At 63.3% G+C, this 11,815-nt stretch carries 10 protein-coding genes and 1 pseudogene; 7 read left to right on the top strand and 4 right to left on the bottom strand.

All coding sequences use genetic code 11. The features are described 5' to 3' along the window. Positions 1–78 (bottom strand): annotated as a pseudogene (locus Q1V57_RS15965) (two-component system response regulator); the annotation flags it as partial. A gap of 122 nt (positions 79–200) precedes the next feature. On the opposite strand from Q1V57_RS15965, the gene Q1V57_RS13025 reads away from it, so the two are divergent. The 7 genes from Q1V57_RS13025 (at position 201) to Q1V57_RS12995 (ending at position 9,051) form a co-directional block, all read left to right on the top strand. Further along, positions 201–644 (top strand): MaoC family dehydratase, encoded by a 444-nt coding sequence (locus tag Q1V57_RS13025; RefSeq protein ID WP_300531640.1) that lies wholly within the window; start codon positions 201–203, stop codon positions 642–644. A 4-nt stretch (positions 645–648) separates the two neighbouring features. Further along, the gene (locus tag Q1V57_RS13020; RefSeq protein ID WP_300531637.1) at positions 649–1,593 is read left to right on the top strand and encodes a bifunctional riboflavin kinase/FAD synthetase; all 945 of its coding nucleotides are present in this window, start codon (positions 649–651) and stop codon (positions 1,591–1,593) included. A gap of 178 nt (positions 1,594–1,771) precedes the next feature. Continuing rightward, complete coding sequence (ileS, locus tag Q1V57_RS13015) at positions 1,772–4,741, top strand: isoleucine--tRNA ligase (RefSeq protein WP_300531635.1); 2,970 nt, start codon at positions 1,772–1,774, stop codon at positions 4,739–4,741. Next, entirely contained in the window at positions 4,734–5,336 is a 603-nt protein-coding gene (lspA, locus tag Q1V57_RS13010; RefSeq protein ID WP_300531632.1) for a signal peptidase II, read from the top strand. Before ileS ends, lspA begins: the two co-directional genes overlap by 8 nt. Positions 5,337–5,408: 72 nt before the next feature. Further along, on the top strand, positions 5,409–5,942 hold the full coding sequence (locus tag Q1V57_RS13005; RefSeq protein ID WP_300531629.1) for a DUF3035 domain-containing protein: 534 nt from the start codon (positions 5,409–5,411) through the stop codon (positions 5,940–5,942). A 54-nt stretch (positions 5,943–5,996) separates the two neighbouring features. Then, positions 5,997–7,865, top strand: a complete 1,869-nt coding sequence (gene mutL, locus Q1V57_RS13000; RefSeq protein WP_300531626.1) for a DNA mismatch repair endonuclease MutL — start codon at positions 5,997–5,999, stop codon at positions 7,863–7,865. A gap of 97 nt (positions 7,866–7,962) precedes the next feature. After that, positions 7,963–9,051: a VCBS repeat-containing protein gene (locus Q1V57_RS12995; RefSeq protein WP_300531623.1), complete on the top strand. Its 1,089-nt coding sequence runs from the start codon at positions 7,963–7,965 to the stop codon at positions 9,049–9,051. On the opposite strand, the gene Q1V57_RS12990 is transcribed toward Q1V57_RS12995, so the two are convergent. Genes Q1V57_RS12990 through Q1V57_RS12980 form a run of 3 tightly spaced genes read right to left on the bottom strand, consistent with a single transcriptional unit; the run spans position 9,048 to position 11,691 of the window. Continuing rightward, a complete protein-coding gene (locus Q1V57_RS12990) occupies positions 9,048–10,172 on the bottom strand; it encodes a hypothetical protein (protein WP_300531620.1) in 1,125 nt (374 codons plus the stop codon). The two genes, Q1V57_RS12995 and Q1V57_RS12990, sit on opposite strands and share 4 nt — an antisense overlap. Before the next feature lie 50 nt (positions 10,173–10,222). Then, complete coding sequence (gene rsmD / locus Q1V57_RS12985; RefSeq protein ID WP_300531617.1) at positions 10,223–10,810, bottom strand: 16S rRNA (guanine(966)-N(2))-methyltransferase RsmD; 588 nt, start codon at positions 10,808–10,810, stop codon at positions 10,223–10,225. Continuing rightward, a complete protein-coding gene (locus Q1V57_RS12980; RefSeq protein ID WP_300531615.1) occupies positions 10,807–11,691 on the bottom strand; it encodes a pseudouridine synthase in 885 nt (294 codons plus the stop codon). The genes rsmD and Q1V57_RS12980 overlap by 4 nt, the downstream gene beginning before the upstream one ends. Between the last annotated feature and the right edge of the window lie 124 nt (positions 11,692–11,815).

Raw genomic sequence — 11,815 nt, 5'->3', positions numbered from 1 at the left:
GAGCAGGTTGCGAATGATACGGATCATGGTTTTGTAATCGTCAACAACCAGGATCGGCATCGTCATTTCGACAGCCATGCGTAGTCTCCATCCACTCGGCGTGTTTGTCCTAAAGGACGGCTTGTGTCGCCGTCTTCATGGGGACCCTAGACAATCGCGGATAAAAATCGGTTAAAGCGCACAAAAAGAGGGAGATCTTGATGTCCGCAGCACACGGTGTAGACCTCGAAGAAATGGAAATTGGTCAATCCGCTGAGACGGTTACCGTCGTCACGGAGGGCCATCTTGATGCCTTTGCAAAGGTTTCAGGAGACTACAATCCTGTCCATATGGACGAAGAATTCGCCCGCAAGACGCCATTTCGTGGCCGAATTGCACATGGCGCGCTGATCGCATCTTTTATTAGCGGCGTGCTCGGCAATCAGCTGCCGGGGCCGGGGGCGATCTTTCTCGGACTGAACATGCGTTTCATGAAGCCGACCCGTATTGGTGATGAAGTCACCACCCGCGTCACCGTAAAGTCGGTGGACATGAAATCCCGCTCGGCGGTGATGGACTGTGTTTGCCTCGTCAATGGCGAGCCGGTGATGCAGGCCGATGCTGACGTGATGGTCCGCAAGCGCCGCAAGAAGGCCTCGGCCTGATCCGATGCGGGTGTATGAGGGCTATAGCGGTCTGGCCGATGATGCGCGCGGCGCGGTCATAGCGCTGGGCAATTTCGACGGTGTCCACAGCGGCCACCGCGCGGTCCTCGACCAGGCGCGCGATCTTGCGCGCGATCTCGGCGCTCCCTTGGGGGTGGCTTTGTTCCAGCCTCATCCGCGCCGCTTTTTTGCGCCGGACAGCGCGCCGTTCAAGCTGATGAGCCATGGCTGGCGCAATGAAAAGCTGGCCGCTGCCGGGGCCGCAGCGGTTTATGCCCTGCCTTTCGATGCGGGGATGGCCAGCATGTCGCCGCAGGCGTTTGTCGATACCGTCCTGCATGCGGGGCTTGGTATCCGCGGCGTTGTGACCGGTGCCGATTTCCGCTTCGGCAAGGGCCGCGCCGGCGATGCGGACCAGCTCGAGGCGCTCTGTGCCGCGCGGGGCATAACCGCTCGGCGGGCCGAGCTGTTCACCGATAGCGAAGAGAAGGTCTCCTCCAGCCGTATTCGCCAGGCCCTGGCTGCCGGTGAGGTGGACCAGGCGGCGCTGTGGCTCGACGGCCCCTGGCGGGTGGAAGGCGAGGTCCGCCACGGCGACAAGCGCGGCCGCACCATCGGCTTTCCCACCGCCAATGTTCTGCTCGGCGAGTATACGCGCCCGGCCAAGGGCGTTTACGCCGTGCGCGTTGCGCTGCCCGGCGAGACGATCCAGCGCCCCGGCGTGGCCAATTTCGGGGTTCGCCCGACGGTTGATGGCAGCGAGGAGCGCCTTGAAGTGCACCTCTTTGACTTCGACGGCGATATCTATGGGCAGACGATCACCATCGCGTTCGAGGCGTTTTTGCGCGAAGAGCGGAAATTTGCCGACTTCGCCGCGCTGAAACTGCAAATCGAGGCCGATGCCGATGCCGCGCGCCAGATGCTGAGCGCAACAGCTGGACCGGCCTAAGCGGCTCTGTTACACGCGAAGCATGGTCTTGTCTTACTTGCGGATACGTCCAGCGGGCCCCTGTGCCACGCTCATTTCCCGGCGAATTATTCGCCCGGGCTGCGTGCGCTGAGGCCGGCAGTTCCGGGTGACCGCTTCGATTATTGACCGATGACCAAAACCGCAAGGATTGGATCCGATGACGGATACGACCGCCGATAACGGCACCGAGACCAGCGCCCGCGATTACCGCGATACGCTTTTCCTTCCCAAGACCGAATTCCCGATGCGCGCCGGCCTGCCCAAGCAGGAACCGAAATGGCTTGAGCGTTGGGAAAAGCTCGACCTGTACAATCAGCTGCGCGAACAGAGCGCCGGCCGTGAACGCTTCGTCCTGCATGACGGCCCGCCCTACGCCAACGGGCACATCCATATCGGCACGGGGATGAACAAGATCCTCAAGGATTTCGTCGCCCGCTCGCATCAGATGGCCGGCTATGACTCGCCCTATCGTCCGGGCTGGGACTGCCATGGCCTGCCGATCGAATGGAAAGTCGAGCAGCAGTACCGCGAAAAGGGCAAGTCCAAGGACGCGGTGCCGATGAAGGAATTCCGCACCGAATGCCGCAATTACGCCGCGCACTGGATCGATGTCCAGCGCGAGGAATTCAAGCGCCTGGGTGTGCTGGGCAACTGGAATGACCCCTACACCACCATGGCCTATCCGGCCGAGGCGGCGATCGTGCGGGAATTCCTCAACTTCACGGAACAAGGCCTGGTCTATCAGGGCTCGGCTCCGGTGATGTGGTCGCCGGTGGAGAAAACCGCCCTGGCGGAAGCCGAAGTCGAGTATCACGACAAGGTGTCCTCGACGATCTATGTGCGCTTCCCGGTCCGGGCTGTGCGCAAGGACGGTTCGGCGATCCCGAAACAACTGGTTGGATCGCATGTAGTGATCTGGACCACGACGCCGTGGACCATCCCGGCCAACCGCGCCATCTGCTTCTCGCCTGACGTCAAATACGGCCTCTACCAGGTCAAGGGCGTCGACGATGCCGACTTCAAACCGTGGACCCGGCCCGGCGATCTGCTGATCGTGGCCGATGCGCTGTGGGAAGAAACCGCCAAGGCGGCCAAGATCGTCAATTATGATCGTGTCATCGATGTCGATCCGGATGGGCTGATCTGTTCCCACCCGCTCGCCGATGCTGACCGATTCTGGGGCTATCGCGTGCCGCTGCTGGCCGGCGATCACGTGACCGACGAAGCCGGTACCGGCTTTGTTCATACCGCCCCCGGCCATGGTGCCGAGGACTATGCCGCCTGGATGGAGCATCCGGAATGGCATGACCGCGACCAGCCTGTGCCGCACACTGTCGGCGAGGACGGGGCTTTCCTTGAGCACGTCCCGTTGTTTGCCGGCCTGCATATCATCCGCCTGGACGGCAAGAAGCAGGGCCAGGACGGCCCCGCCAACAAGGCCGTCATGGATAAGTTGATCGAGACCGGCCGCCTGCTGGCGCGCGGCCGTCTGGAGCACTCCTATCCGCACTCCTGGCGTTCCAAGGCGCCGGTCCTGTTCCGCAATACCCCGCAATGGTTCATCGCCATCGACCGGCCGATGAAGACGGGCGGCACTTTGCGCGAGGCCGCGCTGAAAGCGATCGGTGATACCGAGTGGACGCCGCCAGTGGCGGAGAACCGTATCCGCTCCATGGTCGAGAACCGCCCGGACTGGCTGGTCTCGCGCCAGCGCGCCTGGGGGGTCCCGCTGACGCTCTTCGTGGAGAAATCCACCCAGCGCGTACTCAACGACCCGCACGTGCACGACCGCATCGTCAAGGCGGTCGAGGAAGATGGTGCGGATGCCTGGTTTGAACGCCCGGCGGAAGAATTCCTCGGCGACGCCTATAACGCCGATGAGTGGGAGAAGGTCACCGACATTCTCGATGTCTGGTTTGACAGTGGCTCCACCCACGCCTTCGCCCTGGAACAGCGCCCGGATCTGAAATGGCCGGCCGATCTTTATCTGGAAGGCTCGGACCAGCATCGCGGCTGGTTCCAGTCCTCACTGCTGGAAAGCTGCGGTACCCGTGGCCGTGCGCCCTATGACGGCGTTCTCACCCATGGCTTTGTCATGGACGGGCAGGGCCGCAAAATGTCCAAATCCCTGGGCAATACGCTCGCACCCAATGAGATCGGCAAGAAATACGGCATCGAGATCATGCGGATGTGGGTCGCGGCCCAGGACTTCACGCTTGATTTGCGCATCTCCGAGGAGATCCTGCAGACCAGCGTCGATGCCTATCGCAAGCTGCGCAATACGGTGCGCTATCTGCTCGGTGCGCTCGACGGGTTCGAGGACACGGAACGCCTGCCGATGGACCGCATGCCGTCGCTGGAGCGCTGGGTGCTGCATCGCCTGCACGAGCTCGATGCGGTGGTTCGCGAAGGCTACAAGGCCTATGATTACAAGCGGGTCTATTCGGCGCTGTTCAATTTCTGCGTCGTCGACCTTTCGGCCTTCTATCTCGATGTGCGCAAGGACAGCCTGTATTGCGACCGTCCCGATAGCGATCGCCGCCGTGCCTGCCGTACGGTGATGGATGAGGTGTTCACCCGCCTGACCGCCTGGCTCGCACCGATCATGCCCTTCACCATGGAAGAAGCCTGGTTGTCGCGTTTCCCGTCGGAAACCGACAGCGTGCATCTGCGCACGTTCCCGGACACTCCGGACGACTGGCATGACGGCGCCCGCGCCGAACGCTGGCAGACCATTCGCCGGCTGCGCCGTGTAGTCACCGGTGCACTGGAAGTGGAACGCCGCGAGAAACGGATCGGCTCCAGCCTCGAAGCGGCGCCGAAAGTCTATGTCACCGATCCGGTCTACCGGTCGGCCCTGGCCGCTGAGGCCGGTGGCGATCTGCAGGACTTCCTCGCCGAGATCGCCATCACCAGCCAGGCCTATCTGGTTGATGAAGCGGGACCGGAAGACGCTTACCGCCTCGAGGACGTCGCCGATATCGCGGTCGATCCGGGCAAGGCGGACGGCAAGAAATGCGCCCGCTCCTGGAAGTATGACCCGGATGTTGGTGCTGACGCCCGCTATCCGGAGCTGAGCCCGCGCGATGCCGATGCGGTGGCGCACTGGGATGCGGTCAATGGCTGACACCCTCAAGCGGGTTGTTGATCAGCTTACCCGGCCGGGCGCCGCCCGGCTGGGGCTGGTCCTGGCTGCGGTGATTTTCGTCTTTGATCAGCTGACCAAATACCTGGTGCTGGACCGGCTCAACTTCTCGCCGCCCGGCTGCCTGGAATTCCAGCTGGCCAGCCCGGCAGAGCGCATGGGCATGGCCAATAATTGCGGCCATATCGAGCTGTCCCCGGTTTTCGATCTCACCATGGTCTGGAATAAGGGGGTCAGTTTCGGCCTGCTCGGTGCGGACAATCTGATCGGCCGCATCGGTCTGATCATTTTCTCGCTCGCGGTCTCCGGGCTTCTGCTCGCCGGCCTCTTCGGCTATGGGCCGATGAAGGTGATCCGGCCGCTGCAGGCGGTGTCCTTCGGCTGCATTATCGGCGGTGCTCTGGGCAATGTGATTGACCGTGCGGTCTACGGGGCGGTCGTCGATTTCTTCAATTTTTCCGACGTCTACTTTCCCTGGGTCTTCAACATCGCCGATGTGTCGATCAATGTCGGGGTCGGAATCCTTATTCTCGACATGGTTTTGGGCGAGCGTGACGGTGCGAAATCGAAGCCTTGATGGATCAGGGGCTGGAGCTTCCCGCCGCACTTCGTTAAAGATATCGCCAAGAGTGATTGGAGCTTAGCTGACATGCGTATGCGTTCCGCCTTATTCGTCGCCGTGGCGGCATCTTTCGTGGCTACCGGCTGTAGCAGCCTGGGTAGCGGTGATCGTAATGCCCCGGACGAGTTTCGTACCGTGACGATCGCCCCGCTGACCGTGCCGCCGGAGTATAATCTGCGTCCGCCGCGCCCGGGTGAGCCGCGTCCGGAAGAGATCTATCCCGACCAGCGCGCACGCGCGGCCCTGCTGGGGTCGGGCAGCAGTTTCGAAGGCTCCGACGCGGAAGCCCTGCTCGTCGCCCAGGCTGGCGGCGGTTCGGCGGATCCGTTCATCCGCTCCATCATCGACGGCGAGACCGCCAATGTGGTCCGCAAGTCGCGTGGCTTTGCCGACCAGGTCCTGTTCTGGCGCAATGGCGAATACACCCCGCCGGTGGATGCGACCCCGGTTGATGCGGCCGAAGAAGCGGCCCGTCTCGAGCAGGTCAATGCCGTTACCGGCGGTGGCGAGGTCGAGATCGAGCGCAACCGCCGTCTGCTGCCGAAGCTGCCGGGCCTTTAAGCCCCGCAGGCTTTGCCACTTGACCGACTCAGGGCCAGCCGAGAGGCTGGCCCTATGTCTTTGAGCATGACCCAGCCCATTATCCGCCGTCTGTCGCCGGAGACCGTCAACCGCATCGCTGCCGGCGAAGTGGTCGAGCGGCCCGGCTCTGTCGTCAAGGAACTCGTCGAGAATGCGCTCGATGCCGGCGCGCGCCGCATCGATATCTCGGCCGAGGGCGGCGGGCTTGTGCGCCTGGTCGTCGAGGATGATGGCAAGGGGATGAGCCCGGACGAGCTCGGCCTGTGTATCGAACGCCATGCCACCTCCAAACTCCCGGTCGCTGAGGACGGGGCAGACGATCTCCTCAATATCGGCACGATGGGGTTTCGCGGCGAGGCGCTGCCCTCGATCGGTTCCATTGCGCGGCTGGCGATCACCACACAGGCGCGCGGCGAGGGCGATGCCTGGACCATCACGGTCGAGGGTGGCCAGACCCATGGTGTTGCCCCGGCCGCCCCGCTGGGGCGCGGCGGTACCCGCATCGAAGTGCGCGACCTGTTCTATGCCACCCCGGCACGCCTGAAATTCCTCAAGAGCGAGCGGGCGGAAAATCAGGGCATTTCCGATGTAATCAAACGCCTCGCCATGGCGCGGCCGGATGTCGGCTTTTTCCTGACCCTGGACGGCCGCAAGCGTCTCTCCGTGGCGGCCGAGCGCGAAGACAGCCCTCAGGCACGCAAGGCCCGTATGGCCGCCGTTCTCGGCGATGAATTCGGGGATAATGCCCTGGAGGTCGACCAGGAGCGCGAAGGCGTCCGCATTACCGGTTTTGCCAGCCTGCCGACCTATTCACGCGGCAATTCCCTGCACCAGTATCTCTTCGTCAATGGCCGGCCGGTGCGCGACAAGCTGCTCGGCGGTGCAGTCCGCGGCGCCTATCAGGATTTTCTCGCCCGTGATCGCTATCCGGTCGTAGCGCTCAATGTCGAGCTGCCGACCGACCAGGTCGACGTCAATGTTCACCCGGCCAAGGCCGAGGTGCGCTTCCGCGATAGCGGCCTGGTGCGCGGGCTGATCGTCGGCGCCTTGCGCCATGCCCTGGCAGCAGCGGGACACCGGGCCTCGACCACGGTCGCCGGTTTTGCCCTCGGAGCGGCCCGGCCGCAGGGTTTCAATGCGCCCCCGCAAGGCGGCTACCAGTCCGCACCCCGGCCCCCCTCTGCTACGGCCCAGATGGCCGCCTGGGGCACGCCGGCCGAACCGGTGCAGCCAGCGGTGTTTGATCCGGGCATGTCGGCCCGCGTCGAACCGGAACCCTATATGCCGGCCAGCGCGGCACCGGCCGAGCCGGAACAGCCGGACTGGCCGCTGGGCGTTGCCCGGGCGCAATTGCACGAGACCTATGTCGTCGCCCAGACCGGGGATGGCATTGTCATCGTGGACCAGCACGCGGCGCATGAGCGTCTGGTCTATGAACGTATGAAGAAGATGATCGCCGAGACCGGCGTCGAGCGGCAGCACCTCCTGGTGCCGGAAATTGTCGATCTCGACGAGGCCGAGGCGCGCCGGGTGCTGGATCGGGCCGAGGAGCTTGCCGAGCTTGGCCTCGTCGTCGAGCCGTTCGGGGCCGGAGCGGTCGCGGTACGCGAAACGCCGGCCCTGCTGAAAAAGCTCGATGTCCAGGGCCTGATCCGGGATCTGGCCGATGATCTCGCCGCCTATGACCAGGCGCTGTCGCTGAAGGAAAAGCTCGAAGACGTGGTCGGGACGATGGCCTGTCACGGCTCGGTCCGCTCCGGCCGCCGCCTCACCGGCGAGGAAATGAACGCCTTGCTGCGCGAGATGGAAGCCACGCCCCATTCCGGCCAGTGCAATCACGGCCGCCCGACCTATGTCGAGCTCAAACTGGCAGATATCGAGCGCCTGTTCGGGCGGCGCTGAGTTTGCGGCGCCTTTCCAGCTTTTAATCGGAACGCCCGGCTTGCGGTAATTATCGCGGCGGCAGCATCAACCCCGTCACAAGCTGGAGGGATGTCTGATGCTGGTTTCGGTTTTGAGCGCGGTGCTGTTGGCATCGAACGGGAGTGTAGTCGCCGGGACAGACAGCCGGACCATGGATGTGGAACTGGCCGATCTGGATGGCGATGGCCGCGCCGAGCTGGTACGGGCGGTCGAGTTCGAACCCAACCAGGTGCTGCATCAAGGTGAGACCGGCTGGGTCCCTTCGGACCGCTTCCTCTTCCCCGCCGGCGCGACCGATAGTGAGGACATCGCGATTGCGGATTTCAATGGCGATGGCCATCCCGATATCGCGATCGCCAATGAAGATACGATGGTGCCGGAACTCTATTTCAATCGCGCCGGTCGCGGCCTTGAGGATATGAGCGCGCGGCTGGATTTCCGGGCGACCGCCAATACCGTCATTGCCTTCGATCTCGATCGGGATGGCGATATGGATCTCGTCTTCGGAGATGCCGGGCCGGTCGTGTTTGCGATCAATGACGGGGCCGGCAATTTCCGGATATCGCGCGAAACTCATCCCGGTCATTCCTATCCGGTTCAGGACCTTGAGGCCGGGGATGTCGATGGCGATGGCGATCTTGACCTGGTTGTCGCCAGCGAAGGACCAAACCGGATCCTGCTCAATAATAATGATGGCGTGTTCAGTGTTGCAGCGTCGGCGTTTGGCGAGGCCCGCTATGATGAAGAGACCCGCGAGGCCGATTTCGCCGATATTGATGGCGATGGCGATCTGGACGTCTATTTTGCCAATGTCGGCTTCCGCACCCAGTCCCCCGGCGGTGCCCGGGACAGGCTCCTGCTGAATGACGGCGCCGGGGTGTTCCGCGATGTCAGCAGCGATTATCTGCCGGACTGGAGCGCCCATTCGCTGGATGTCGACTTCATCGACAGTGATCGCGACGGCGATCTCGACCTGCTGGTCGCGGCGTCTTTCGGGGGCGGGTTATGGGCTTTCGAGAATGACGGGTCCGGTCATTTTTCCAATCCCCGACAGCTCGCCGAGGAGGCCTATAATACGCTTGATGTCGAGCTGCTGCCGGATCAGCGGAGCCTCTATGTGGCAGGGTTTGGTGCGCCCGACCGGATCGTTGAGCTGGAGGGCTAGGCCGCCATCCGGCGGTCATCAATGCCGAGGCAGGCGCTGAAATCCTTGTAGATGTCGAAGGCATCGTCGATTTCGAGCCGGTTCAGCGTGCCGCGCGGGAAGCGTTCGCCCCAGAAGGTGCAGACATGATTGATCGCCGCGAGGTGCTCGCCGGTCGACAGGAACATGTGCGGCGCGCGCAGCAGGAAATTGCGGAAGGCGCTGGGGTCATTGCCGTCGACAAGACGTTTATAGGCGTTGTCATAGGCGGCCAGCGCCTTGTCGACTTCACCAATGCGCATATAGAGCGTCCGGGCGATGGTCTTGCGGGTGGCTTCTAGAACCGCTTCATCGTCCGGATGGGCGCGGATATAGCGGGTCGACAGGATGGCCTTGGCAATGGGTTCGAAGCTGGGCCGTAGGCGGCTGATATTCCACTTGTAGTACAAGAAGCCCTTCCAGCCGAACATGCCCTCGACATATTCGTCCGGCTGCAGACGCAGGGTTTCACGCAGCGGCTCAAGCGTCTTAGAGCGTTCATCCTGCATGATCAGGCGGGCCAGCTTGTCGGAAATGGCCTTGGCCTGGGGGCCGCCGACGCCATAGGCCAGCTCGACCAGTTTGGAGATCTCGCGCACCACATAGGTCTGGATTTTCTGCACATCGGCATCGGAGATGTCGAAATAGCAGCCCGCCGGCCGGTGCCCGATCTGGGCCAGGCGCTCGCGCAGGAGATAGGGATCGAGCGAGGGCAGCCGGGCGATTTCCTTGAGCACTTCAATATCGGCCAGGATGCGTTCGCGATTGCCGTCGCGGCCGAGGGCCTCGATCATGCCGCTTTCAAAATCGCTTTGCTCAACGAAGATGGAGTAACCGCCCAGGCGCAGATCATCTTGCGCCAGCGGGAAGATCACCTTTGTCGCCGAGATGCGGCTCAGGCTGAGCATGTCCATCTCGTGCGGGCTCAAAGTGTGTTTGACGATAAAGGCGGTGTTGAGCCGTTTGGACCGGAAGAAGGGGGCATCGCCGTGCTCGTCGCTGCCGCCATGCTTTTCCGCAACCCGGTGCAGGTTCAGCACCCGGGCGGTGGAAGCACTTTCGCGCAGATAGGCGAGGCTTTTGGCTTTGAGCGTTTGCGACAAGGCTTGCGGGTCCGGTCTATCAGTTGGCCCCCGGCTTAACCTTCAACCCCTTAAGACGCGTCTAACACTGCTGCATCGATTATGCGTTCTAAAAACAGGACTTTGGCGGCGCCATAATGCTTTTCGGCAGCAATCGACCAGCCCGGCGTCCGGGGCGTTTCTTCAGCACCGACTTCCAGCACCGCGATGGCATTATCGCTGAGCCAGCCGCCTTCGATCAGGCGCGCCAGCGCCTCTTCGCCCAATCCCTTGCCATAGGGCGGGTCAAGAAAGGCGATATCGAACGGCGCGCCGAGATTGGCCGGTTTGTCGCCGAGCGCGGTGGCGTCACGCCGGTGCAGCCGGGTATGGCCGAAGAGTTGTAGCGCATCGATATTGTCGCGGATCGCGCCGCGCGCTGCGGCCTCGGTCTCCACGAACAGGCAGAAAGCCGCGCCCCGGGACATGGCCTCAAGGCCCAGCCCGCCGGAACCGGCGAACAGGTCGATGACCCGGGCCTCCTCGATGGCCGGTGCCCAGTCGGCATGGGCGAGGACGTTGAACATGGCTTCCCGGGCCCGGTCCGAGGTCGGACGGGTCGAGCGCCCCTTGGGCGCAGCCAGCGGCCGGCCCTTGTATTGACCCCCGACAATTCTCACTTGCGCGGTCCCTTGCGCTGCGGCCCTCCGGTCGTCTTGGCGCGCCGCAATTGCTGTCCGCCGCTGCTGGTGCGGGTCGCTCCGGGACGCCGGGAGCGCACGGGCGCGCGTTTCTTGGCGACAGCCTCGCCATCCGGTTTGACGAAATCGATCAGATGCCCGCACTGGTCCTGCAGCACCCGCGCCGGAACGGTTTTGATCTCGCCCTTGCCCAGATCGCCGAGCTGGAAGGGGCCATAAGCGGTCCGGATCAGGCGGTTCACCTTGAGACCGACAGCGTCGAGCGCCTTGCGGACCTCGCGGTTCTTGCCTTCGCGAATGCCGACATTGAGCCAGATGTTCGAACCGGTTTCCCGTTCGATCTCGACTTCCATCGGTCCGTATTTGATGCCCTCGACGGTCACGCCTTTTTTCAGCGTCTCGATGGCCCGGGGGTCGATGCGGCCGAAGGCGCGGGCACGATAGCGCCGCATCCACGCTGTGGAGGGCAGCTCCAGGGCCCGGGCGAGCGCGCCATCATTGGTCAGCAGCAACAGGCCTTCTGAGGTCAGATCAAGCCGGCCCACCGAGATCACCCGGCCGATATCGCCCGGCAGCTTGTCGAAAACCGTCTCACGCCCTTCCGGGTCGCGGTGTGTGGTCACCAGTCCGGCGGGCTTGTGGTAGCGCCAGAGCCGGGTGGCCGGTTTCTCGCCAACCGCCTTGCCGTCGACTTCGATGGCCTCGCTGCCGGTGACCTTGAACGCCGGGGTGTCGAGCGTCTTGCCATTCACCTTGACGCGACCGCCCTCGATCATGCGTTCCACTTCCCGGCGCGAGGCAATACCCGCCCGGGCAAGGTATTTGGCGATGCGTTCGCCGCTATCGTCCTGATCGGTCAATCTTGACCCTTTCGCTCAAGCGCTCTAGGCCGCCGACATGGCGGACGCGCGGGATACACGCTTTATGCAGGTCGCGCTAGAACTAGCGCAAGCGGCGGCTGATATCGGCGAGGCGCCGATCGGT

It is taken from the genome of Maricaulis sp., assembly GCF_030149425.1.
Lineage (GTDB): Bacteria > Pseudomonadota > Alphaproteobacteria > Caulobacterales > Maricaulaceae > Maricaulis.
Note: the sequence above shows the minus strand (reverse complement) of the source record. Positions and strands in the feature narration are given on the sequence as shown.